General features: G+C 69.8%; 20 protein-coding genes and 2 tRNA genes. 15 read left to right on the top strand and 7 right to left on the bottom strand.

Features of this window, described 5'->3' with window-relative positions; genetic code table 11:
• Positions 1 to 92: 92 nt before the first annotated feature.
• Positions 93 to 1,097: an alpha/beta hydrolase gene (locus tag N5079_RS20275; RefSeq protein ID WP_261585512.1), complete on the bottom strand. Its 1,005-nt coding sequence runs from the start codon at positions 1,095 to 1,097 to the stop codon at positions 93 to 95.
• 191 nt (positions 1,098 to 1,288) lie between these two features.
• Between N5079_RS20275 and N5079_RS20270 the strand changes: the two genes are divergently transcribed.
• From N5079_RS20270 to N5079_RS20255, 4 genes are all read left to right on the top strand, one after another.
• The gene (locus tag N5079_RS20270; protein WP_261585511.1) at positions 1,289 to 3,337 is read left to right on the top strand and encodes an ATP-dependent DNA helicase UvrD2; all 2,049 of its coding nucleotides are present in this window, start codon (positions 1,289 to 1,291) and stop codon (positions 3,335 to 3,337) included.
• Positions 3,338 to 3,361: 24 nt separating this feature from the next.
• Entirely contained in the window at positions 3,362 to 4,246 is an 885-nt protein-coding gene (locus N5079_RS20265) for an acyl-CoA thioesterase (RefSeq protein WP_261585510.1), read from the top strand.
• A gap of 111 nt (positions 4,247 to 4,357) precedes the next feature.
• Entirely contained in the window at positions 4,358 to 4,654 is a 297-nt protein-coding gene (locus tag N5079_RS20260) for a hypothetical protein (RefSeq protein ID WP_261585509.1), read from the top strand.
• Positions 4,655 to 4,772: 118 nt separating this feature from the next.
• Complete coding sequence (locus N5079_RS20255; RefSeq protein WP_067142218.1) at positions 4,773 to 5,036, top strand: WhiB family transcriptional regulator; 264 nt, start codon at positions 4,773 to 4,775, stop codon at positions 5,034 to 5,036.
• A 379-nt stretch (positions 5,037 to 5,415) separates the two neighbouring features.
• On the opposite strand, the gene N5079_RS20250 is transcribed toward N5079_RS20255, so the two are convergent.
• The 3 genes from N5079_RS20250 to N5079_RS20240 are packed head-to-tail and all read right to left on the bottom strand — an operon-like array spanning position 5,416 to position 8,422.
• Complete coding sequence (locus tag N5079_RS20250; RefSeq protein ID WP_261585508.1) at positions 5,416 to 5,964, bottom strand: hypothetical protein; 549 nt, start codon at positions 5,962 to 5,964, stop codon at positions 5,416 to 5,418.
• A gap of 53 nt (positions 5,965 to 6,017) precedes the next feature.
• Positions 6,018 to 7,361, bottom strand: a complete 1,344-nt coding sequence (locus N5079_RS20245; RefSeq protein WP_261585507.1) for an ABC1 kinase family protein — start codon at positions 7,359 to 7,361, stop codon at positions 6,018 to 6,020.
• Positions 7,358 to 8,422 (bottom strand): ThiF family adenylyltransferase, encoded by a 1,065-nt coding sequence (locus N5079_RS20240; protein ID WP_261585506.1) that lies wholly within the window; start codon positions 8,420 to 8,422, stop codon positions 7,358 to 7,360. Before N5079_RS20240 ends, N5079_RS20245 begins: the two co-directional genes overlap by 4 nt.
• A 199-nt stretch (positions 8,423 to 8,621) precedes the next feature.
• Between N5079_RS20240 and N5079_RS20235 the strand changes: the two genes are divergently transcribed.
• Entirely contained in the window at positions 8,622 to 9,137 is a 516-nt protein-coding gene (locus N5079_RS20235; protein WP_261585505.1) for a M48 family metallopeptidase, read from the top strand.
• The gene (locus tag N5079_RS20230; protein ID WP_410007812.1) at positions 9,134 to 9,709 is read left to right on the top strand and encodes a hypothetical protein; all 576 of its coding nucleotides are present in this window, start codon (positions 9,134 to 9,136) and stop codon (positions 9,707 to 9,709) included. The genes N5079_RS20235 and N5079_RS20230 overlap by 4 nt, the downstream gene beginning before the upstream one ends.
• Before the next feature lie 4 nt (positions 9,710 to 9,713).
• On the opposite strand, the gene N5079_RS20225 is transcribed toward N5079_RS20230, so the two are convergent.
• The 3 genes from N5079_RS20225 to N5079_RS20215 form a co-directional block, all read right to left on the bottom strand.
• The gene (locus N5079_RS20225) at positions 9,714 to 10,697 is read right to left on the bottom strand and encodes an endonuclease/exonuclease/phosphatase family protein (protein ID WP_261585503.1); all 984 of its coding nucleotides are present in this window, start codon (positions 10,695 to 10,697) and stop codon (positions 9,714 to 9,716) included.
• A gap of 110 nt (positions 10,698 to 10,807) precedes the next feature.
• On the bottom strand, positions 10,808 to 11,353 hold the full coding sequence (locus tag N5079_RS20220; RefSeq protein WP_261585502.1) for an NUDIX hydrolase: 546 nt from the start codon (positions 11,351 to 11,353) through the stop codon (positions 10,808 to 10,810).
• Between the two features lie 302 nt (positions 11,354 to 11,655).
• Complete coding sequence (locus tag N5079_RS20215; protein ID WP_261585501.1) at positions 11,656 to 12,927, bottom strand: zinc-dependent metalloprotease; 1,272 nt, start codon at positions 12,925 to 12,927, stop codon at positions 11,656 to 11,658.
• 82 nt (positions 12,928 to 13,009) lie between these two features.
• Between N5079_RS20215 and N5079_RS20210 the strand changes: the two genes are divergently transcribed.
• The 9 genes from N5079_RS20210 (at position 13,010) to N5079_RS20170 (ending at position 23,642) form a co-directional block, all read left to right on the top strand.
• Entirely contained in the window at positions 13,010 to 14,080 is a 1,071-nt protein-coding gene (locus N5079_RS20210) for an NAD-dependent epimerase/dehydratase family protein (protein WP_261585500.1), read from the top strand.
• A 239-nt stretch (positions 14,081 to 14,319) separates the two neighbouring features.
• Positions 14,320 to 14,745: a molybdenum cofactor biosynthesis protein MoaE gene (locus N5079_RS20205; RefSeq protein WP_261585499.1), complete on the top strand. Its 426-nt coding sequence runs from the start codon at positions 14,320 to 14,322 to the stop codon at positions 14,743 to 14,745.
• A gap of 29 nt (positions 14,746 to 14,774) precedes the next feature.
• Positions 14,775 to 15,821, top strand: coding sequence for a PDZ domain-containing protein (locus N5079_RS20200; protein WP_261585498.1), 1,047 nt, complete (start codon positions 14,775 to 14,777; stop codon positions 15,819 to 15,821).
• A gap of 124 nt (positions 15,822 to 15,945) precedes the next feature.
• Positions 15,946 to 18,849, top strand: coding sequence for a UPF0182 family protein (locus N5079_RS20195; protein ID WP_261585497.1), 2,904 nt, complete (start codon positions 15,946 to 15,948; stop codon positions 18,847 to 18,849).
• Between the two features lie 109 nt (positions 18,850 to 18,958).
• Positions 18,959 to 19,032, top strand: a tRNA-Met gene (locus N5079_RS20190).
• Between the two features lie 113 nt (positions 19,033 to 19,145).
• Positions 19,146 to 19,222: transfer RNA gene (locus N5079_RS20185), tRNA-Met, on the top strand.
• A gap of 122 nt (positions 19,223 to 19,344) precedes the next feature.
• Positions 19,345 to 20,457, top strand: a complete 1,113-nt coding sequence (locus N5079_RS20180; protein WP_261585496.1) for a DUF917 domain-containing protein — start codon at positions 19,345 to 19,347, stop codon at positions 20,455 to 20,457.
• A complete protein-coding gene (locus tag N5079_RS20175) occupies positions 20,454 to 21,989 on the top strand; it encodes a hydantoinase/oxoprolinase family protein (RefSeq protein ID WP_261585495.1) in 1,536 nt (511 codons plus the stop codon). Before N5079_RS20180 ends, N5079_RS20175 begins: the two co-directional genes overlap by 4 nt.
• A gap of 30 nt (positions 21,990 to 22,019) precedes the next feature.
• A complete protein-coding gene (locus N5079_RS20170; protein ID WP_261585494.1) occupies positions 22,020 to 23,642 on the top strand; it encodes an ABC transporter substrate-binding protein in 1,623 nt (540 codons plus the stop codon).
• Positions 23,643 to 23,644: the final 2 nt, after the last annotated feature.

The raw sequence follows: 23,644 nt of genomic DNA, 5'->3' as shown, positions 1-23,644 counted from the left end.
CGGTGCGCGAACGCGAGCAGTCATTGGCAACACGGCCCGTGATCCCCGTGTTCCCGCACAAACCGGGCTTTCAGTGCCTTCCTGAAGGGCTTCTAGCGAGCGAGCCTCGCGGCGATCCACGCCTGGACGGTCTCCGCGACTCCGGGCTCCCGGTAGAGCGGCGCGCTGTGCTCGGTGCCCGGCATGGTCTTGATGGTCATCGGCACGCCCACCGCGCCCAGCGCCTGCCTGAGCATCTCGCTCTGGTACGGCGGGACGAACTCGTCCGTGGAGTGCACGGTCAGCACCGGGGCGTCCCCGGCCGTGGCGTGGAACGGGACCTCCATGCTCGACCAGGTCTTCGGGCACTCGGCCGGCTGACAGCCACCGGCGAGGACGATGGCCGCCCGGCGGAGCTTGCGCTGCTCGGCGTCGCCGCCCTCGTCCCCGTCGGTGTACGCAGTGAGCGGCGAGATGACGGGGGACACGCCGACGACCCCGCGGAGCCCGGGAAGGCCGTCGCCGTACGTGCCGATCGCGGCGGCGATGTGGCCGCCCGCGGAGAAGCCGACGACCACGTAGCGGTCCGGGTCGGTGTTGAACAGGGCGGCGTGCCTTCGCACGGTCGCGATCCCGTCGATCGCGTCGGTCCGCTGCGCCGGCCACGCCGCGTCCCCCGAGAGCCGGTAGTCGAGGTTGACGACCGTGTAGCCGAGCTGGGCGTAGCTGCGGCTCACCTCGGTCATGTACTTCTTGTCGCCGCCCGACCACCAGCCGCCGTGGATGACGAAGACGGCGGGGCGCCGCGCGCCGGTGGTGTGCCACCAGACGTCCATCCGCTGCCGGACGTGCGGGCCGTACGAGAAGGTCCGGATCTTTATGTCGGACGGCGCCGAGGTCGTGGGCGTCGGGGTGGGAGTGGGGCCGGCGCTGGGGCTGGTGCTGGGCGTCGGAGTGACGGTGGGCGTCGGCTCCGCCCTGGTTCCGGCCCTGGCTCCCGCCTTTGTCTCCACTGTGGCGTTCGCCACCGCCGAGGCCCCCGCATGGGCCGGTGCGAGCAGAACGGCGGCGAGGGCGAGCGCTCCGGCACCTACCGCTGTTCCCACCCTTGTCCTCACGGCTGTGTCCTCCCCGCTGCGGCCGTCGTAGTGCCGCCGTAACGCCTTGGTACCCCTTTGGTACGCCTTTGGTACGCCTTTGGTATGCCTTGGTGTCGCCGTCTTGCCGACCCGGTCCGGGGACACGCCCGGTCCGCTGCTGGAAGGATGATGCCAGCACATCCGTCCGCATCGCATGTTGGGAGCCCTACTTGGACGTCCTGGAGGGTCTGGACCCCGAGCAGCGCGAGGTCGCCCAGGCGGTGCGCGGTCCCGTGTGCGTTCTCGCCGGGGCCGGCACGGGAAAGACGCGGGCCATCACACACCGGATCGCCTACGCGGTGCAGAGCGGGGTCGTGGAGCCGCAGGGCGTGCTCGCGGTGACGTTCACCACCCGCGCGGCGGCCGAGCTGAAGCAGCGGCTGCGCCGCCTCGGGGCGCCCGGCGTCCAGGCGCGCACGTTCCACGCCGCCGCGCTGCGCCAGCTCACCTACTTCTGGCCGCGTGTGATCGGCGGCGACCCGCCGCAGGTGGTGGAGTCGAAGCTGCCGTTGCTGATCGAGGCCTGCCGGCACCTCCGGAGGAACCCCGACCGCGGCGAGCTGAGGGACGTCGCCAGCGAGATCGAATGGGCCAAGGTCACCCAGATCGGCCCGGAGGACTACCCGGCCGCGGCGGCGAAGGCCCGGCGCACCCCGCCGATCGCGCCGGAGGAGGTCGGGCGGCTCTACGACGCCTACGAGAGCCTCCGCCGCCAGCGCAACCTGATCGACTTCGAGACGATCCTGGAGCTGACGGCGGCTGTCATGACGGAGCACCGCGAGGTGGGCGGCCAGATCCGCCAGCAGTACCGCTATTTCGTGGTCGACGAGTTCCAGGACGTCAATCCCCTGCAGAAGCTGCTGCTCGACACCTGGCTCGGCGGTCGCGACGATCTTTGCGTGGTGGGCGATCCGAACCAGACGATCTACTCCTTCACCGGAGCGACCCCGCACTACCTGACCAACTTCGCCGTCGAGCACCCCTCGGCCAACGTGATCAAACTGGTCCGTGACTACCGTTCGACCCCGCAGGTCGTGTCGCTGGCGAACCGGGTGATCGCCCGGTCGGTCCACCGGCTGGAGCTGGTCGCGCAGCGGCCCGACGGCCCCGAGCCCGCCTTCACCGAGTACGACGACGAGCCGGCCGAGGCGATGGGTGTCGCGCTGACGGTCAAGAAGCTCATGGCCGACGGCGTGCCCACCCGGGAGATCGCCGTGCTCTTCCGGATCAACGCCCAGTCGGAGGCCTACGAGCAGGCCTTCACCGAGGCCGGCGTGCCCTATCTGCTGCGCGGCGCGGAGCGGTTCTTCGAGCGGCCCGAGGTCAGGCAGGCCGTCGTCCTGCTGCGGGGGGCCGCCCGCTCGGCCAACGACGAGGAGCCGCTCGCCCCCGGCGTCCACGCGATCCTGTCCGGCATCGGGCTCACCCCCGAGCCGCCGGGCGGTGGCAAGGCCAGGGAGAAGTGGGAGTCGCTCAAGGCGCTCGCCGATCTCGCCGAGGACATGGCGGCAGAAGGCGCCAACCTGGCGGGATTCGTCACCGAGCTGGAGCGACGGGCGATGGAGCAGCACGCGCCGCCCGTCGAGGGCGTGACGCTCGCCTCGCTGCACGCGGCCAAGGGCCTGGAGTGGGACGCCGTCTTTCTCATCGGCCTCACCGAGGGCATGCTTCCGATCATCTACGCCGAGACCCCCGACCAGGTCGAGGAGGAGCGCCGGCTGCTCTACGTCGGCATCACCCGGGCCCGTGAGCACCTCCACCTGTCGTGGGCGCTGGCCCGCTCTCCTGGGGGCCGCCGGTCCCGGCGCCCGTCACGGTTCCTGGATGGGCTCTCGCCGCGCACCGCGAGCGTGAGCCGTACGGAACGGTCCGCCGGAGGCGGCAAGAAGCTCGCGGCGCCGCTGCACTGCCGGATCTGCGGCAGGACGCTGGCCGTCGCCGCCGAGCAGAAGCTGGGCCGCTGCTCGACCTGTCCCGCCGACTACGACGAGGAACTGCTGGAGAAGCTCAAGTCTTGGCGTACGGCCGTCGCCAAGGAGGCGAAGGTCCCCGCGTACGTCGTCTTCACCGATGTGACCCTCCAGGCCATCGCGGAGCGCGTGCCGACCTCCGAGGAGGGCCTTCTCGCCATCGCCGGAATCGGACGCGTCAAACTTGACCGGTACGGCGAAGCGGTGCTCGACCTGTGCCGCGCCGCGACTAGTGTTACTGGCCAGTAATACCCCCGCTCGATGGAGGCCCCCGTGAACTCGGCTCTCAAGGAGCTGCTGGATCTGCTCGACCTGGAGCAGATCGAGCTCGACATCTTCCGGGGACGCAGCCCCGAGGAGCGCTTCCAGCGGGTGTTCGGCGGCCAGGTCGCGGCGCAGGCCCTCGTGGCCGCGGGCCGCACGGTGCCGTCCGACCGCATGGTCCACTCCCTGCACGCCTACTTCATCAGGCCGGGCGACCCGGCGATCCCGATCGTCTTCAATGTCGAGCGGGTCCGGGACGGGCGCTCGTTCACGACCCGGCGCGTGGTGGCCATCCAGCACGGCAGGGCCATCTTCACGATGTCGGCGTCGTTCCACATCACGGAGGAGGGCGTCTCCCACCAGGCCGTGACGATGCCGTCGGTCCCGGCTCCGGAGGCGCTGCCCACCTTCCACGAGCGCATGTTCAGCGTCGTCGGCGACGACCCCATGTGGCGCGACTGGCTGTCCAAGCCGCGCCCGGTCGACTCCCGATACGTGAACGCGCTCCCCTGGGAGGCCCAGAAGGACCCTAGCCTCATCAGCTCCGAGAACAGCGTCTGGTTCCGGTACGACGCGGACCTGCCCGACGACCCGTTGCTGCACGTCGTGCTGGCGGCCTACGCCTCGGACTTCACGCTTGTGGACACCGTGCTGCTCGCGCACGGGCTGGCGTGGGGCTCGTCCAACGTGACCGGCGCGTCCCTGGACCACGCCATGTGGTTCCACCGTCCCTTTCGCGCGGACGAGTGGCTCCTCTATGCCCAGGAGTCGCCGTGGTCGGGAGGCGCCCGCGGTCTCGCCCGCGGTGAGATGTTCACGCCCTCCGGCGAGCTCGTCGTCTCGGTGGTGCAGGAGTGCATGATCCGCGTCAGCGAAGATGTCACGAAGCCGTGAAAATCGCAGGTAGAAAATAGGTTGCCCGGTTCTGCGGATCAGTTTAGGGTCTTCATCAAGTCAGCCGGATGGTCCTGTCCGGCCATCGCATTCCGAGTGGAGGTGAGTCCTGTGGAGAGCACGATCATGTTTGCCACCCCGTGGCTCGCTTCCGCATGCCCAGCCGCCGCCTCCGTCGTCACGCAGTCGAAACTGCGGCGTGCGAAGGCCGCCCGCGCCCAGGCGCTGATCGTCAGTGAGCCTGGCGCGGCTGTCTTCGGCATCCTCGCCGACGTGGCCAGCTACGGCATCCCCGCCTACCGACCGATCCTGACGGACCGGCCGATGGGCGATGAGCAGACCGACCACACCGCCAATGGTGGAGTGCAGGGTCCGCATTATGCCTGGAGAGAACCCGTCACAACCTGACCGGTCTCCATCTCCAGGCCGCGGATCCGCACAGGATCCGCGGCCTTCTTGTTTCTCCGGCCACGAATCCGCCACCACGAGGACAAACCGACCAAACCCATTCGAAGAGGTGACGCAGATGGCGGCCCCGGTCATGGACCTGATCGAAGCCGAAATCCCCTGTCGTACCGAGCCCGACCTGTGGTTCGCCGAGTCTCCGGAGGACGTGGAGTTCGCCAAGGCGCTCTGCGGAGGCTGCCCGATCCAGAAGGCCTGCCTGGCCCGCGCGCTGGAGCGCGAGGAGCCCTGGGGCGTCTGGGGCGGCGAGCTCATCCTGCGGGGGGCCGTCGTCCCCCGGAAGCGTCCGCGTGGACGCCCCCGCAAGACGCCCGTCGCTGCCTGACCCATGCTTACGCACCACCGTGAAAGGACACCTGCAATGACCATCTCCCCGGCGACCTCCCTGTATCTGCATCATGAACTGGTCGACGAGCGAATACGGGACCTCCACCGAGAGGCGGAACAGGAGCGACTCGCCAGCCGGATCAGGAGCGTGCGAAAAGCGCGCCGGCAGGTCGAGCGCGCCTCCGAGCGCCTCCGCTACGCGCTCTCGCGCGTATGACGAAACCCTGGTGACCCTCGTGACTTGGTGACCGCCGAGGGATCGGCGGGACCCGCGTGAATCGCCTGTGACGGCAGTCATGGGTGGGAGACGACCCACATGAGAAAGGCCCGGGCCATCGGCCCGGGCCTTTCTGTCCCATACGGCACTGCCTCACGCGTCAGTTAGGACTCGGAGGCGGCAATCGCCGCAGCACCTCGAACAGCGCCGCCTTCACATCCTTCATGTCGTCCTTGAGCGTCGCGACGTCGGTTCGGAGTACGGCGACGTCAGCTTGGAGGGCGTTGACGTCGGTTCGGAGTATGGCGACGTCAGCTTGGAGGGCGTTGACGTCGGTTCGGAGTATGGCGACGTCCGTTTGGAGTTGGTTGACGTCGGTTCGGAGTATGGCGACGTCCGTTTGGAGTTGGTTGACGTCGGTTCGGAGTACGGCGACGTCCGTTTGGAGTTGGTTGACGTCCGTCCGGAGTACGGCAACGTCCTCTTTGAGGTGGGCCATGTCGTGCTGGAGGACGGCCACGTTACCTTCCAGGCATGTGATGGCTCCCTCCGTCCTGGCCTGTGAGTCGCGGAGTGCGCGAATGTCGCCGCGGATCGCTTCGTGTTGCCGATCGATCCGGGCGAAGTGGTTCTCCGTGTTCTCTTCGTAGTGGTGCAGCATGTTGATCCACAGGTCCTGGCGAGCGTGGATCTCCTCGGGGGTGACCATGATGGTTACTCTACGGGATCGGTCCAACACTCAATGAAGTTTTCCACAGGGGTTCAAGCAACGGCGAGAGGGGTGTCCTCGGGGTCGCCGGGGTCGTCCGCGAAGCCCGGGACCCAGCGGACGACCTCGTCGCGGAACCGGGCGGTGGCGCCGAGCTGGCACAGCACACCGACCCCGGCGGCGTGGACACGATGGATCAGCACGTACGACGCGGGCAGGTTCAGGTGGCGGACCACGTTGTTCGGCCGGAGGTCGGCGACGGTCGCCGCCTGCTGCCGCAGCCAGTCCCGGCTGAAGGTGAACTCCTCCACGCGGGTGGGCTCGACGTAGGGGGCGAGGAACCCGCGCAGCGCGTCGACGTCGACCTCGATGTGCGGCCGGATGAAGCCTTCCGCGCGCAGTCCCTGGACGACCGTCTCCATGTCTCCCTGGTTGAAGATCCTGGTCAGGGTGCCGAAGACGCGGGGATAGCCGTCGGGCAGCCGGTTGACCGCCCCGAAGTCCAGCACGCCCAGCCGGCCGTCCTCCATGACCCGGAAGTTGCCGGGGTGGGGGTCGGCGTGCAGCAGGCCCACGCGGGCCGGGGAGCAGAAGAGAAAGCGGACGAGCTGGAGGCCCGCCCGGTCACGCTCCTCCTTGGTGCCGTCGGTGATGATCTTTGACAGCGGGGTGCCCGTCATCCACTCCGTGACCAGGACCTGCTCGTTGGCCGCGATGACATCGGGCACGAAGAAGTCTGGATCGTTCCTGAACTCCTGTGCGAAGGCGTGCTGGGCCTCGGCCTCCTTGAAGTAGTCGAGCTCCTCCGCCACCCGCTCCTTCAGCTCGTTCAGGACCGGCTTGATGTCCAGTCCCGGCAGCAGCGCCCCGAAGAGCTTGCCCAGCCGGGAGAGCTGGTTGAAGTCCGAGATCAGCGCCTTGCCCGCGCCGGGGTACTGGATCTTCACGGCCACCACGCGTCCGTCGTGCCAGATCGCTCTGTGGACCTGCCCGATGGAGGCCGCCGCGGTCGGCCTGTCCGCGAACTCGACGAAGTTCTCCCGCCAGTCCTCGCCGAGTTGCTCGGCGAGGACCCTGTGGACGGCGGCCGCCGGGAGCGGGGGCGCGGCGTCCTGAAGCTTGGTCAGTGTCGCCCGGTACGGCCCCGCGATCTCGGGCGGAAGGGCCGCCTCGAAGATGGACAGCGCCTGGCCGAGCTTCATCGCCCCGCCCTTCAGCTCGCCGAGGACCTTGAAGATCTGCTCGGCGGTGCGCTGCTGTATCTCCTGCGCGACGATCTCCGCGGACGCGCCGCCGAGCCGTCTTCCCAGGCCAAGTGCGGTACGGCCGGCGAACCCGAGGGGGAGCGTGGCCAGCTTGGCCGAACGGGTCACCGCACGATGGGGAAGGTCGCTCACGTGACCATTGTTAGCGAAGTCAGGTCGTTTCGACTACAAGGACAGTGCGGATGACGCTCCCAGGAGCGGTGACGCCAACGCCAGTCGGGCATCAGGTCGAGTGTGCCGTTCGTCACATCCCCGCCGTCGAGGTAGGTCAGCGTGTGTCCGGCCGTCTGAGCCGCCACCAGCGAAGACAGTGTCGTGTCGCAGGCGATCTCCCCCACCGGGTAGCCGCCGAGCCGGGCGCTGACGGCCGGCCAGGAGGGGTCGCGATCCCGCCGGGTGAGATCCAGACAGTGCAGACAGGGCGTGGTGCCAGGGATCACGAGGGGGCCGACGGAGCCGCAGCCCTCGAAGGCCGTCGCCAGCAGATGCGGGATCCGCTCCGTGCCGATCTCGTGGACGAGCACGGAGTCGAGCGGGCCCACAGGAGCGATGATCACCAGATCGGGCCGGGACGCGCCGTCGCTGAGCCGTGACGCCGTCCGGCCCGTCCAGGCGTTGACACTGGGCGCGATCACGCGGGCGGCGGCGACCGCCCCCTCCTCACGGGCCGCCCCCACATCCGCGTAGCCGAGTCCGCCCGGCACCACGTCCTCCGGCCGGGCCTCGCCGGGATCCACCACGCAGACGTGGCCGACGCCCGAGGCGGCCAGCAGGACGGCGACCTGGGCGCCCACCCGGCCCGCGCCGTAGATCCGGACCCGGGCGGCCCTCCTGCGCTCCAGCGCCCCCATGCCACCGTCCGCCGAGGTCAGCGAGAGCCTGTCCAGGTCGGGGCGGAGCCGTTCCCGTTCCGCCATGGTGAGGCTCGCGAGCGGCCGAGGCCGGACCGTCGCGTCGTCGATCACGCCGCGCGCCGCGAGAAGGGCGATCACCTCACGTGCCGCCGCATCGTCGAGATCGCTCTCGGCCACGGCCTGCTCCAGGGTGCGGGTGCCGTCCAGGCTGTCGATCAGCCGGCGTACGGCCGGCTCCAGATCGGTCAGCACCACGGCGCGGTGGGGGTGGACGCCGAACTGGAGGGTGTGGCCGTCCCGCTCGACGCGGCGCAGGACCGGCTTCAGGCGTGGTCTCATAGCCGCCAGACCTTGGCACACTTGCCACCCATGCGGGCCCGAATCCCGGGGGCTGTGGATAATTACCGGGGTGAGGGGGGCTGCTGAACGTGAGGGACGGCGGAGTTTCCATGCCCGCAAGGTTGCGTTTGCACGATTGACCAGGGAGAACGTGTTCCACCCCCTGTGGAAATCCGCGCGTGTCGGCTACCTTTCATATGTGCCCCCCGAGACAGTCGAGGTTCGTCGGAGCGCACGTCGGCGGCGAACCGTTTCCGCGTACCGCGATGGCGACAAAACCATCGTGCTGCTCCCTGCCGGTCTCAGCTCGACCGACGAGGAGCAGTGGGTGCGCCGCATGCTCGATCGGCTTGCCGCCAAGGAGCAACGGAGGCGCCCGAGCGACGACGACCTGCTCGATCGAGCGATGGACCTGTCGAACCGCTACCTGGACGGCAGGGCCACCCCCACGAGCGTGCGCTGGGTCGAGAACCAGCTCCACAGGTGGGGCTCCTGCACGCCCGACCACGGAACGATCAGGCTCTCCGCGCGGCTCCGGGGCATGCCCGCCTGGGTCGTAGACTACGTGATCATGCATGAGCTGGTCCACTTGCTCGTCCCGAGTCATGGGCCGCGGTTCTGGGCGCTGGTCGAGCGCTACCCGCGGGCGGAACGCGCCAGAGGCTTCCTCGAGGGCTTCTCCATGGCGGCCAGCGGCTCCCCGGAGGAGTGTTGACCCGGATCGCCGCGGTCCTGGTCACGCCCTCGATGGCGGACGCCGCGCCCCCGGGCGTCGATCCCGCCGAGTTCCTGATGGCCATGGCGGAGGACACCTACGAGATGGCCGCCGGACTGGAGCTGGTCGAGCCCGTGATCCTGTCCGCCGGAGTGCCGGGGCTCGACGCGATCGCCTGGCCCGGCACGCCGGTGCTGTCCATCGGCTCCCCTTCCGAGGCTTTCGCGGCCCTGCCGTACGGAACCGAGGGCGTGGTGATCAGCGGCGACGCGCCGGACCTGCCGCCCCTGCTGATCGGGAAGCTCTTCCGGGAGCTGGGCCGGGCCCAGATCACCGTCTGCCCGGCCGAAGGCGGGGGAGCGGTGGCACTCGCGGCGCGCCTGCCGTTCCCGGACTGGGCGGTTCCCGGCTTCGACGAGCCCGACCTGGTCGTACGGCTCCGCCGTCAGGCCCCGGGGCCTCGCATGGTCGCCACCGGCCCCGGCTGGCACCGCCTCAGGAAGCCGGCCGACATCGCCCGCCTCGATCCCGGCCTCGAAGGCTGGGACAACACCCGCGCGCTCCTCAGCTAGGGCTTCACGGCAGGCGGAGCTCGGCGAACAGGGCGCGATGGTCGGTTCGGGGCACGGCGTGCACGCTTGTGTTCAGGGCCGACGCCCGCTGGTCGTACAGCACGTGGTCGATGGTGATCAACGGAGGGAGCCGCCTGTTGGCGGGCCAGGTCGTGTTCAGGCCCGTCCCGGTCGCGTCGGCGGCGTCCACGTATCCCCGGGCGAGCACCTCCCGCAGCGCGGAGTGGTCGAGGCTGGCGTTGAAGTCGCCCGCGAGGATCCGGATCACGCCGGTGGCCGGCGAGGGAAGCGACTTGAGGTCCGCCTGCCAGGTAGCGACGTCCGGGCCAAGAGGCGCGAGGGTGTGGACATCGACGATCTCGACGACCCGCCCGGTCGGCAGGGTCAACCGGGCCGACGGCATGTTGTGGCCCCCGCTGGGCGCGAAGTCCGGCAGCTCGGTCAGCGGGTAGCGCGAGAAGATCCCGCTGCCGGAGGGGCCTTCACCGGCCTCCAGGTGCTCGTACGGCAGCAGCGTGCCGAGACCGGCCGCTTTCAGGTCCTCGACCTCGGCGGGAGTGAGCTCCTGGGTGGTGAGGACGTCCGGACCGAGGCGCCGCACGAGGTCCACCACGGTCTGGGCGTCGCCGCTCCCGAAGAGCAGGTTGCTCGTGAGGATCTTCAGCGTCGGGCCGGTGGGCGTCGGCGTGGAGCCGAGCGCCCGTGGCAGCACCACGCAGGCCATGAGGACGGACGTGACCGCGGCCACGGCGATGGCGGCCCGGTTGCGAGAGGCCACCGCGATCAGCACCGCACCCAGTGAGGCTGCCGCGACGTAGGGGGTGCCGGTCATCAACTCGACGATGACCGGCCAGCGGTCGAGCCCCGCCAGCCGTGCCACGGCCCACACCACGAACGGTGTCACGGCCACCCACGCGAGCGCGGCGGGCACCCGCCGACGCCGCCGCCGAGGAGCCGCGACCACCCCGCCTACGTCGACCTTCGTCATGGGGCCGACCCTAACCGGCGAAGATGAAAGGGGACGTAAGACACGTGTGCAGATCATGTGCAGGCCCCGGCCCGGCCGTACGGTGACATTGGGCCGGGCGCCCTCGGCGGTCAGCCGGCGTGCAGGCGTTCCCGTGCTCGCCGGGCTAGCCGGCGGGTCGCCTCGTCGCTCAGCTCGGGGATCTCCTCGATGGGAAACCAGCGCAGGTCGAGCGACTCCTCGCTGATCACGGCCTCGGCTCCGGCCGGGGCGACCGCGCCGTACTCGACGTCGAGGTGCCAGCTGTGCGGAGGGTGACACCAGACCTGGTGCCGGTCCAGCGCGAGCGGACCGTCCAGCAGCACGAGACCTGGGATGCCGGACTCCTCCGTCGCCTCGCGCAGCGCGGCCCGGGAGAGCGAGAGATCGTCACTCTCGCAGTGGCCGCCCATCGGGAGCCACATGCCCGCCTTGGGATGCAGGGTCAGCAGCACCCGCGCGCCATCGTGGGAGAGCACGGCCGTCGTCGCCGTCAGGTGGCCCGGCACGCATGCGCGCCACATGGCGTCGTCATGCGCGTGCAGGTGGTCCAGGAACTCCTTGCGGAGCAGCTCCTCCTCGGCCGTGGGCGCCGACCACCCGGTCAGCACGGCTTGCGCGTCACGATGCAGGCTCACCGCGGCAGCCTACCCCCACCATCGGCCGTGATCATGCTCACATTCCCGCAGTGGTCCCTTGTCCTGCCGCCTCCCGCGCGTGATCATGCACGCTTTCCCGTACCTGCCCCTGACCTGTACGGATGTCATCCGTGATCATGCATTGCCGCAGTGTCAGATCACGAACCGCAAATCCCCACGTCAACCCAGAATGCGGGAACCCGTGCATGATCACGAAACGGCGGGGCGCATGTCGGGCGCGGCATGCGGGAACTTGTGCATGATCACCCCCAAGGGGTGGGCCGGGGGGGGGGGGGGGGGGGTTAGGTCGTCTCGCTGGGGCCCTGGTCGCCCGTGTCGTCCTTGGGCTCCTCAAGCGCGGACAGGTCCAGCTCGGCCTCGCCCTTGACGAACGATTCGGGGTGGTCGAGGTCGTCCGCCGTCGGCATCAGGTCGGGGTGGTTCCATACGGCGTCCCTGCCGTCGATCCCGCGCTCGTCGCCCAGCGCCTTCCACAGCGCGGCGGCCTCGCGGAGCCTCCTTGGGCGCAACTCCAGGCCGACCAGCGTGGCGAAGGTCCGCTCCGCGGGGCCCCCCGTCGCGCGGCGGCGCCGTACGGTCTCGGCCAGGGCGGCGGAGGACGGCAGCTTGCCGTCTGCGGCCGAGTCGACCACCGTCGCGACCCAGCCCTCGACCAGCGCGAGCGCGGTCTCCAGACGGCTCAGCGCGGCCCTCTGCTGCTCGGTCTCCTCGGGCTTGAGCAACTCGCCCCCGCCGAGGACCTCCTGGATCTGCGCCGGGTTGCTCAGGTCGAGCCCCTGGAGCTTCTCCTCCAGGGCGGACACGTCCACGGTGATTCCCCTGGCGTACTCCTCCACGGCGCCGAGCAGGTGCGCCCGCAGCCACGGGACGTGCTGGAACAGCCGGTGGTGCGCCGCCTCGCGCAGAGCCAGGTAGAGCCTGATCTCCTCGGACGGCGTCTCCAGGCCCTCGCTGAACGTGGCGATCCCGCCGGGCAGCAGCGCGGCCGTGTCGGAGAGCGGCAGGCCGATGTCGGAGGAGCCGACCACCTCCCGCGCGAGCGTGCCGATCGCCTGGCCGATCTGCTGGCCGACCATCATGCCGCCCATCTGCTTCAGCATGCCCATGAGCGGCCCGGCCATGGCCTGCGCCTCGGGCGGCAGCCCGGCCGCGCCCAGCGTGCCGCCCATGGTCTCGACCATCTGGTTGGCGACCGGGTCGCACAGCTGTTTCCAGACCGGGACAGTCTTCTCGATCCACTCCGACCGGCTCCACGCCTGCGGGTTCACCACGCCGCTCGGGAGCGTCGTCACCTCGTTCAGCCACAGATCGGCGAGGTTGAGCGCCTCGACGATCTGGCGTCGCTCGCCCTCCATGACGCTCGGGTCGCCCTCGGCGACCACGGCGTGCCGGGCGATGTTCTTCGCCATGTCCCAGTTGACGGGTCCGGCGTCCGGTGAGGCGGACAGCATGTCCGCGAACTGCCGCATGGCCGCGGCTATCTGCTCCGGGCTGCCGAACATGGCGAACGGATTCTCGTTGGGGTCGTTTTCGCGACCTGGCAGGTCAGTCACCGCGCCACCTCGTGCAGGATGGAGGAGTCCACATCCGCCACGTTATCCGCCGTGGGGCGGGTCAGTGCAAAGTGAGGACCTCGTGCCTACCTCGAAACGCCTTCGTCCGCCCGTCGTCGCCGTCACCGGCGCCGCCTCCGGAATCGGCAGGGCGTTCCTCGCGAAAGTGGCCTCGTCTGCGGATTTCCGCCGAGTCGTGGCCATCGACGACCACCGCGGTGACGTCCCGGACGTCACCTGGCGCGTCCTTGACATCCGTGATCCGCTCTTGGCGAACCGAATCTCAGATGTGGACGTCCTCGTCCATCTTGGGACGGATGAGTCGCTGAACTCCGACGCGGCCGAGCGCCGCCGCTACAACCTCCGCGCCGCCCAGACCGTCCTCACCGCCTGCGCGGCCGCGCGCGTCCGCCGGGTCGTGCTGGTCACCAGCGCGATGGTGTACGGCGCGGCGGCCGACAACGCGGTGCCGCTGCCAGAGGACTCTCCCGTCGCGGCGGAGCCCGACACCGGCGTGGTCGGGGACTACCTGGAGACCGAGGCGCTGGTCCGGCGCTCGCTGCGCTCGCACCCCGGTCTCGAAGTGACCGTCCTGCGCCCCGCCGCCCTGGTGGGACAGGGCGTCGACACCGTCGTCACCCGCCACTTCGAGGCTCCCCGGCTGCTCGTGGTCAAGGGCTGCCTGCCGCGATGGCAGTTCTGCCACGTGGACGACCTCGTGTCCGCGCTGGAGCTCGCCGCGCTCGGCCAGGTGACGGGCGTGGTCGCGGTCGGCTCGGACGGCTGGCTGGAGATGGACCAGGTCGAGGAGATCTCCGGGCTGCGCCGCTTGGAGCTGCCCGCCGGGCTGACCTTCGGCACCGCGCAACGCCTGCACCGGCTCGGCATCACCCCGGCCCCCGCGACCGACCTGCACTACGTCGTCTATCCATGGGTGGTCGACTGCGCCTCCCTCCGCGAGGCCGGGTGGAAACCGAGCTGGACGAACGCCGCGGCCCTGCAGGAGTTGCTGGAGCTGAGGGAGGGCAGGCACGCCGTCGTCGGCCGCCGCCTGTCCGGCAAGGAGGCCACGATCACCGCCGCCGGCGCCACCGTGGCCGTCATCGGCACCGCCGCCATCGTCCGCGCCGCCCGCCGCAAACGGCGTGTCTGATCGCGCTCGCTGTGTTCAATTGCCGCGCCTCCGGCTCGGCGGGCTCGGGGCGCCATTGAGGCCGCGTGGTCGTGCCGCAGGCGCGCGATGAGCACAGCCCTCGTCGCTCGGGGTCGCTCGTTCCTCGCTCCCCACTCGACTCCTCAGTCCAGACACCGCCGCGCCCCTCGCAGGACGGCTGGCCCTAGTAGGGCAATGTCGCGGGCTTGTGGTGGGGGTGGGCGTATTAGTCTCGGGGGGTGGATGTCATCCGGTTGCTGGGGATTCGGGACACTCCGCTGTCCGTGGACGAAGTGCTGGGCGCCGTCGGGGATCACGCGGCGGGGGGCACGGCCGTCTTCGTGGGGACCGTGCGCGAGCAGGATCACGGCCGCCCGGTGACGCTCCTGTCCTACTCGGCCCATCCGTCGGCCGGGGAGGTGCTCCGCCAGGTGGCGGAGAAGGTCGCGGGCGACTACCCGGTGACGGCGCTCGCGGCCGTGCACAGGGTCGGCGACCTGCGGCTGGGCGACATCGCGGTCGTCGTGGCCGTGGCGTGCCCCCATCGGGGCGAGGCGTTCGAGGCCTGCCGGAAGCTGATCGACGATCTCAAGCAGGAGGTCCCGATCTGGAAGCACCAGGTGTTCGCCGACGGTGACGCCGAGTGGGTTGGCGCCTGCGATTAGGGTCCCGGGGGACCGCATAGAGTTCCCTCATGTCCCGACGCGCTCTGACCCTGTTGGTGGCGGGTTTCCTCACGCTCACGCTGGCGCTCATCAGCGCCGTGCTGCCCGTGCCGTACGTCGTGCTGAGCCCGGGGCCCACCGAGAACACGATCGGGGACGTAAAGGGCAAGCCGGTGATCAGCATCTCGGGGCACCAGACCTACCCGACCGAGGGCAAGCTGAGCCTCGTCACCGTCGCCTACCAGGGCGGCCCGGACAACCGCCTCGACCTGCTGACGGCGCTGCGCGGCTGGGTGGACCCGACCGTCGCGGTCGTCCCCGAAGAGGCGATCTTCCCGAAGGCCTCGACGCCCAAGGAGGTCGAGGAGCAGAACACCCAGGAGATGACCGACTCCCAGCAGTCGGCGACGGCCGCGGCGCTGAACGCGTTGAAGATCCCCATCCAGAAGGCGGTCTCTGTGGCGGAGACCGACAAGGGGCAGCCCGCCGACGGCAAGCTCAAGCCGGGGGACGAGATCACGGCAGTCGACGGCACGCCGGTCGCCGAGCTGGAGTCGGTCGCGGCGGCCGTACAGGAGCACAAGCCCGGTGAGCCGGTCCGGTTCACGGTGAAGCGCGGGACGGCCTCCACCGACGTCACGATCACCACGGCCAGATCCGACGACGGCAAGGCCCTCGTGGGCGTGCGGATGCAGTCGGCGTACAAGTTCCCGTTCAAGGTCGACATCAGCGTGGGCCAGGTCGGCGGGCCGAGCGCCGGGCTGATGTTCTCGCTGGGCATCTACGACAAGCTCACGCCGGGTGGGATCACCGGAGGGAAGTCGGTCGCGGGCACCGGGACCATCGACCCCAACGGCAGCGTCGGGCCCATCGGCGGAATCCAGCAGAAGATGGTCGGCGCGCGGAGCGCCGGTGCCACGATCTTCCTCACGCCCTCCGGCAACTGCGCGGACGCCGTGCGGGCCGTCCCCAAGGGGCTTCGCCTGGTCAAGGTCGAGACGCTCGAAGGCGCGATCAAGGCGATGGACGCGCTGCGGACCGGCTCCGGCGACGTGCCCGCCTGCCCTGCGAGCTAGCCTGAGGGGGACCGGCTTCTGGATCACGACCGCGCTTATCGCGGTGTAGGTTGCCAGGCACGGACCGTTGCTCTGAGACAAGGGGTTGGCGTTGAGCTTCCGGAGCCCCGGGGCCGGACGGGCGATGCGCTTGCCCCGAAGGCCGCGACTACTGATTCCCGTCACGATCGCCGTCGTGACGGTCGTGGTGTTACTCCTGATCTTCGCCGGGATCTTCACCGACTACCTGTGGTACGACTCGGTGGACTTCTCGTCGGTGTTCTCCACGATGCTCGTCACCCAGGTGCTGCTTTTCCTGGTGGGCGCCCTCCTCATGGTCGGCATCGTGGGCGGCAACATGGTGCTGGCGCACCGGATGCGGCCGATGTTCGGCCCGGGGATGTTCGGCGGCCCCCAGGGGGCGGACCGCTACCGCGTCGCGGTGGACCCGCACCGGCGGCTCGTGTTCCTGATCGGCATGGGCGTCCTGGCCCTGTTCACGGGATCGTCGGTCGCCGGGCAGTGGAAGACCTGGCTGCTGTTCGAGAACGCCACGCCGTTCGGTCAGAAGGACCCGCAGTTCGGCATCGACGTGTCCTTCTTCATGTTCACCTTTCCGTTCATCCGGATGGTGCTGAACTTCCTGTTCACGGCCGTCATCCTGTCGATCATCGCGGCGGCGGTCGTCCATTACCTCTACGGCGGGTTCCGGCTCCAGTCGCCCGGCGGGCTGCAGGCGTCGCGGGCGGCCCGCGCTCACCTTTCCGTGCTGCTCGGCGTGTTCGTTCTGCTCAAGGCGCTGGCCTACTGGCTCGACCGCTATGAGCTGGTGTTCTCCAGCCGCGGTTTCGTGCACGGCGCCTCCTACACCGACGTCAACGCGGTGCTGCCGGCCAAGGGCATCCTGGCGGTCATCGCGCTCATCTGCGCGCTGATCTTCTTCGCGGGTGTCATCCGGCCGGGCGGGATGTGGCCGGGTGTCGCGTTCGGGCTGCTGGTCCTCTCGGCCATCCTCATCGGCAGCGTCTATCCCGCGCTGGTCGAGCAGTTCCAGGTCAGGCCCAACCAGCAGGGCAAGGAAGAGCCGTACATCGCGCGGAACATCGCGGAGACCCGCAAGGCGTACGGCGTCGCGGACGCCGGCGTCGTGGCCTACCAGGCGCAGGGCACACCCCAGCAGGGCCAGGCGGCCAACGACGACACCGTCTCCGGCGTCCGCCTGCTCGATCCGGTGCTGGTGGCCAAGACCTTCCAGCAGAAGCAGCGCATCCGCGGCTTCTACGACTTCGCCGACCCGCTGGACGTCGACCGGTACAAGGCCCAGGACGGGAACGTCCGCGACCACATCGTGGCCGTGCGCGAGCTCACCGGGCCGCCAACCGAGCAGGACAACTGGATCAACCGGCACCTGGTCTACACCCACGGATACGGGTTCGTCGCCGCCCCCGGCAACGAGGTGGACACCGAGGGTCTGCCCAACTTCGACGCCAAGGACATGCCGGTCACCGGCCCTCTGGTCACGGCCACGGGCCTCAAGGAGCCCCGTGTCTACTTCGGAGAGCGCGGCACCGACTACGTCATCGCCGGAGGCTCGCCCAACAAGCCGCAGGAGCTCGACTACCCCGAGAGCAGCGGGACGGGGCAGCAGAACACGACCTACACCGGCAAGGGCGGCGTGCCCCTCGCCTCCTTCTTCAACCGGCTGCTCTACGCCGTGAAGTACGGCGAGAAGAACCTGCTGCTGTCGGGCGACATCAACGACCAGTCCCGCATCCTGTACGACCGGGATCCCGCGGAGCGGGTCGCCAAGGTGGCGCCCTTCCTCAACCTCGACTCCGACCCCTACCCCGCGGTCGTGAACGGGCGGATCGTCTGGATCATCGACGCCTACACGACCGCGAACGAGTACCCCTACTCGCAGAGCAAGAGCTTCTCGGACATGATCCGGGACACCGCGACGGACCCCAGGGCGATCACGCCGCCGCCCCGGGACCAGATCAACTACATCCGCAACTCGGTCAAGGCCACGGTGGACGCCTACGACGGCACCGTGACGCTCTACGAGTGGGACTCCACCGACCCGATCCTGAAGGCCTGGGAGAAGGCGTTCCCGGGCATCGTCCAGTCGAAGGACAAGATGAGCGCGGAGCTGAAGCAGCACCTGCGCTACCCCGAAGACCTGTTCAAGGTGCAGCGTGACGTCCTGTCCCGCTACCACATCACGGACGCGCGGTCGTTCTACAGCGGCCAGGACTTCTGGAACGTCCCGGACGACCCGTCGTCGGGCGAGAAGAACATCAAGCAGCCGCCGTACTTCCTGTCGGTCAAGATGCCCGGCGCGCTGTCGTCGTCGTTCTCACTGACGACCACGTTCGTGCCGAGGCAGGGGCCGAACCTCGCGGCGTTCATGGCGGTCGACGCCACGCCCGGCGACGGGTACGGCAAGCTGCAGATCCTCCGCATGCCGGCGAGCACGACGATCTCCGGACCCGGCCAGGTGCAGAACACCTTCACCAACCGGTTCTCCGGCGAGCTCAACATCCTCGGTCTCGGCAAGGCCCAGATCCTGTACGGCAACCTGCTGACCCTGCCGTTCGCCGGGGGGCTGGTCTACGTCGAGCCGGTGTACGTGCAGACGGCCGCCGGGGCGGGGCAGGAGCCGTACCCCATCCTCCGCCGTGTGCTGGTCATGTTCGGCGACAAGGTGGGCTCGGCCGACACCCTCAAGGACGCGCTCAGCCAGGTCTTCGGCACGGGACAGGGCCCGGTCAATCCGGCTAACCCGGTCAATCCCGCGCAGAATCCTCCGGCGAACGCCACGCTGGCGGCGATCGTCGCCAAGGCCCAGAGCGCGTACGCGGACGCCCAGAAGGCGCTGGCATCCACCCCGGCCGACTGGGACGCGTACGGCAAGGCGCAGACGGCGCTGAAGCAGGCGCTGGACGAGCTGAACAGGCTCCAGGGCCAGCAGCCGGCGACGTCCACGCCGCCGCCGGCGACCGCGAGCCCTACTCCGAGCGCGAGTCCTAGTCCCACGCCGACGGGCTGAACCGTCGAAAAGAACGCCCGGAACCCCGTGCTCGTCGAGCGCGGGGTTCCGGTGTTCGTGGGCTGATTTGCCTCCAGCGCGCATGCCGGATAGCCTCTAAACATACCGACGCGGGGTGGAGCAGCTCGGTAGCTCGCTGGGCTCATAACCCAGAGGTCGCAGGTTCAAATCCTGTCCCCGCTACTGAATGAAGGCCCTGGCCGTCCGGGAAACCGGACGGCCGGGGCCTTCGTCGTTCCGGCAATCGATTTGCGGCTGATCCCCCGGAGCGGCTATGGTTAAGGCATACACACCGACGCGGGGTGGAGCAGTTCGGTAGCTCGCTGGGCTCATAACCCAGAGGTCGCAGGTTCAAATCCTGTCCCCGCTACCACGATAAGAAGGCCCGGAGGATCTCCTCCGGGCCTTCTGTGTTTCTCCGATTGACCAGTCCGTGCGGCTTTTGTCGTGGTACGACAACAAATGTCGGACAGGTGTTGAAGGGTGACATTGAGCGTGCCCAGGTCGGTGGTGAAGGCTCTCGCCATGCAGGCCCGCATATCGCTCGACATTTCGCTGGAGGACGTCTCCGCCCTGGCCCGCGGCTGCGCCGTGCTCGGGACCGGCGGCGGCGGAGACGTCCGCGCCGGGGCCCTGGCCGCCCGCCGGGCGATCCGGGAGCACGGCGAGGTTCCGGTCGTCGGCCTCCGGGACCTGCCCGGCGACGCCCTCGTCCTGCCGCTCTCCGGGATCGGCGCCCCCACGGTCAGCCACGAGATGATCCATTCCGAGGACGAGCCCGTCCGGATCCGCGACGAGATCGAGCGGATCTTCGGCCGGGCGCCGGCTGCCGTGATGTCGTCGGAGATCGGCGGCGCCAACGGCGTCGCGCCCGTGGCCTGGGCGGCTCGGCTCGGCCTGCCCCTGCTCGACGCCGACGCCATGGGCCGGGCGTTCCCCGAGGTCCAGATGGTGTCGATGTACGTCGCCGGAATCCCGGCCAACCTCGTCATCATGTCCGACGTCGTCGGCAACGTCGTGACGATCCGCCCGGTCGACGGGCTGTGGTCGGAGCAGATCGCCCGCGCCGTCTGCGTGGCCTCGGGATCGAGCGCGCTGATGGCCGACTACGTCCTCACGGCGCGCGAGTGCGAAGGCGCGGTGATCGAGGGCACCGTGACCAGGGCGATCGCCATCGGCCGGGCCACCGAGGGCGCGCAGGACCCGCTCGCCGCCCTCCAGGAGGAGCTCGGCGCCGTACGGCTGGTCACCGGCAAGCTCACGGACCTGGAGCGGCGGACCACGGGCGGCTTCGTCCGGGGGACCGTGACGATCGAGGGGACCGGTGACGACCGCGGCAGGACGCTCACCTTGGAGATCCAGAACGAGAACCTGGTCGCCGTCGAGGACGGCCGGGTGCGAGCGATGGTGCCGGATTTGATCACGGTGGTGGACACCCAGACGGCGACGGCCGTCCAGACCGAGGGCCTGCGCTACGGCCAGCGGGTGACCGTGCTCGCCTGGCCGTGCGACCCCCTGTGGCGTACGCCCAAGGGCCTGGAGACGGCCGGGCCCCGGGCCTTCGGCTACGACCTCGACTACCTCCCCGTCGAGAAGATCGCCTCATGAGCGGGGGAAACGGCCTGCGCATCGGCATCGACGTGGGCGGGACGAACACCGACGCCGTGGTGCTCGACGACACCGACCGCGTCGTCGCCAAGGCCAAGCGGCCCACCAGCCCCGACGTGACCGAGGGGCTGCGGGCCGCGCTCGACGCCGTGCTGGCCGAGCTCGACGAGCCCGGCCGGGTTCGCCGGGTCATGCTGGGCACCACCCACGCGACCAACGCCATCCTGGAGCGCCGCGCGCTCGGCCGGGTCGCCGTGCTCCGGCTCGGGGCCCCCGCGACGACCTCCGTGCCGCCGCTGAGCGAGTGGCCGGACGACCTGAGGAAGGCCGTGGCGGCGGGGACGGCGATCGTGCGCGGCGGCCACTTCGTCGACGGCCGCGAGATCGCCCCGCTCGACGTCGACGCCGTGAAGCGGTTCCTCTCCGGCGTCGAGGCCGACGCCGTGGCCGTCACCGGGGTGTTCAGCCCGGCGAGCGCGGACCAGGAGAACCGGGTCGCCGAGATCGTCCGCGGCGAGCTCGGGGACGTGGCGGTGAGCCTCAGCCATGAGATCGGCTCGCTGGGACTGCTGGAGCGGGAGAACGCCACGGTCCTCAACGCCGCCCTGTACGGCGTGGCCCGCGACGTCACCACGGCTCTGCGGAGCGCCCTCGAATCGAGGGGCCTCAGGGTCGAGACGTTCTTCGCCCAGAACGACGGCACGCTGATGGCCGTGGACTACGCCGCCCGCTATCCCGTCCTCACCATCGGCTCGGGACCGGCCAACTCCCTGCGGGGCGCGGCGTACCTGTCCGGCGTGGAGGACGCCATCGTCGCCGACGTGGGGGGCACCTCCACGGACCTCGGCGTGCTCGTGGGCGGGTTCCCCCGGGAGTCGGCCGCGGCCGTGGAGATCGGCGGTGTGACGACCAACTTCCGGATGCCCGACATCCTGTCCATCGCCCTCGGCGGCGGCACGGTGGTGGGCGAGGAGCCGCGGTCCGTCGGCTACCGGATCGGCCGGGAGGCTTTGGTCTTCGGCGGCTCGACGCCCACCATGACCGACGCCGCCGTGGCCGCCGGTAGGGGCTCCGTGGGCACCCACGGGGTGCCGGACGAGTGGCGCGAACGGCTGGCGCGAGCCGTACGAAATGCCGACGAGCAGGTCGCCGACGCCGTGGACCGGGTGGCGCTCGGCAAGGCGGACCGGCCCCTCATCGCCGTGGGCGGCGGCGCGTTTCTACTGGCAGGAGACGTCCCCGGGGCCGGCGAGGTCATCCGGCCCGCGCACGCGGAGGTCGCCAACGCGGTGGGCGCGGCGATCGCGTTCGCCAGCGGCAGGCTCGAAACGATCGTGCCAGCCGCGGGCGGCGAAACCGGCAGGGCTACATTGATCGAAAAAGCCAAGGAGGAGGCGGCCGCCAGGGCCGTCGCCGCCGGGGCCGACCCCGCGTCGGTCCAGATCGTGGAGCTCAGTGAGATCCCTCTCAGCTACCTGCCTGAGCCCGCTGTTCGCCTGCACGTCAAGGCCGCCGGTCCCCTCGCCCGGTAGGCCGGTGGATACGAAAGGAACCCCCCATACATGCGCTGGCACAAGCGTCTGCTCGCGGCGGGAGCCGTGACGGCCGTGGCCCTGACCGCCGCGGCGTGCGCGGGCGGAAAGGTTCGCGGCGCCGAAGGCTCGCCTCAGCCGGGCACGTCCTCGGCGGGCACCACTGACGCGACCTTCGTCTACGTCCCCAACCTGGACGTCGTCACCGACTGGGACCCCGCGAGCTCGTACTCCAACGAGATCATCGCGATGCAGAACGTCTACGAGTCGCTGACCCGCTATAACCCCCAGACCAAGAAGGCCGAGCCCCGGCTCGCCACCTCCTGGACGTCCTCGCCGGACGGCAAGACGTGGACGTTCACCCTGCGCTCGGGTGCGAAGTTCCACACCGGCAAGCCGGTCGACGCCGCCGCGGCGAAGGCCTCCATCGAGCGGACCATGAAGATCGGGCAGGGCGCGGCCTACATCTGGGGCGCGGTCGACAAGATCGAGGCCAAGGACCCCACGACGCTGGTCTTCACGCTCAAGTATCCGACCGCGCTCGACCTGGTCGCCTCGGCCGGATACGCGTCGTACGTCTACGACACGTCGGCCACCTCGGACGACCTGAAGAAGTGGTTCGGTGAGGGCCACGACGCCGGCTCCGGGCCGTACACCATCGACACGTGGCAGAAGGGGCAGGAGACCGAGCTCACGCTGAAGGCCTTCGACGGCTACTGGGGCGGCTGGGACGGCGCCCACTACAAGAAGATCGCCTATCGGGTGACCCCGGAGCTCACGACCGCGTGGCAGCTCCTGCAGCGCGGCGAGGTGAGCTTCGTCGAGCGGCTCAACCCGCAGCTCTACGCCCAGGCGAGCGGCACCCCGAGCGTCCAGACCTCGCAGACGCCGTCGTTCCAGAACCTGCTCACGTTGTTCAACACGGCTAACGGCCCGCTCAAGGACGTGCGGCTCCGCCAGGCCGTGCAGAAGGCGATCGACTACGACGGCCTGGTGGCCGCGCTGAAGGGCGCCGGAGTCCCTGCCAGCGGCCTGGTCCCCGAGGGCCTGCTCGGCTTCACCCCCGGTCAGACGCCCAAGCAGGACCTCGCGGGCGCGGAGGCGCTGCTCAAGGAGGCGGGCTACGGGCCCGGCGGCAAGCAGCTCGACCTGAGCCTGACCTACGCCCAGGGCGACGCCGACCAGGAAGTGCTGGTCACGCTGCTCAGCTCGGCGCTCGACAAGCTGAACGTCAAGCTGTCGGCCAAGCCCCTGCAGTGGACCACGCAGTGGGACCAGGGCAAGGCCAAGGACCCGGCCAAGCGCCAGGACATCTTCGTCATGTACTGGTATCCGGACTACGCCGACGCGTACTCCTGGTTCGTCAACGTGATCCACAGCGCCGATCCGGTGTCCTTCAACCTCTCCTACCTGAAGGACGACGCGATCGACAAGGAGATCGACTCGCTGCCCGAGCTGACGGCCACCGACAAGGCCGCGGCGGAGAAGGCGTACGCCGACCTCCAGACGAAGATCATCGGCGAGAAGGCCGCCGTGGCGGTGCCGTACGTGCAGAACTACCAGCGCGCCTACGCCAAGTCGGTGCAGGGGTATGCCGACAACCCGGCTTACCCGAACGTCGTGTTCGCCTACGACCTCAAGCCCGGTGCCTGAGG

Origin of the sequence: Planotetraspora sp. A-T 1434, from assembly GCF_025420585.1 — a bacterium.
Lineage (GTDB): Bacteria > Actinomycetota > Actinomycetes > Streptosporangiales > Streptosporangiaceae > JAOEGB01.
The sequence above is the reverse complement of the archived record's forward strand: the minus strand, read 5'-3'. Positions and strand labels throughout refer to the sequence as shown.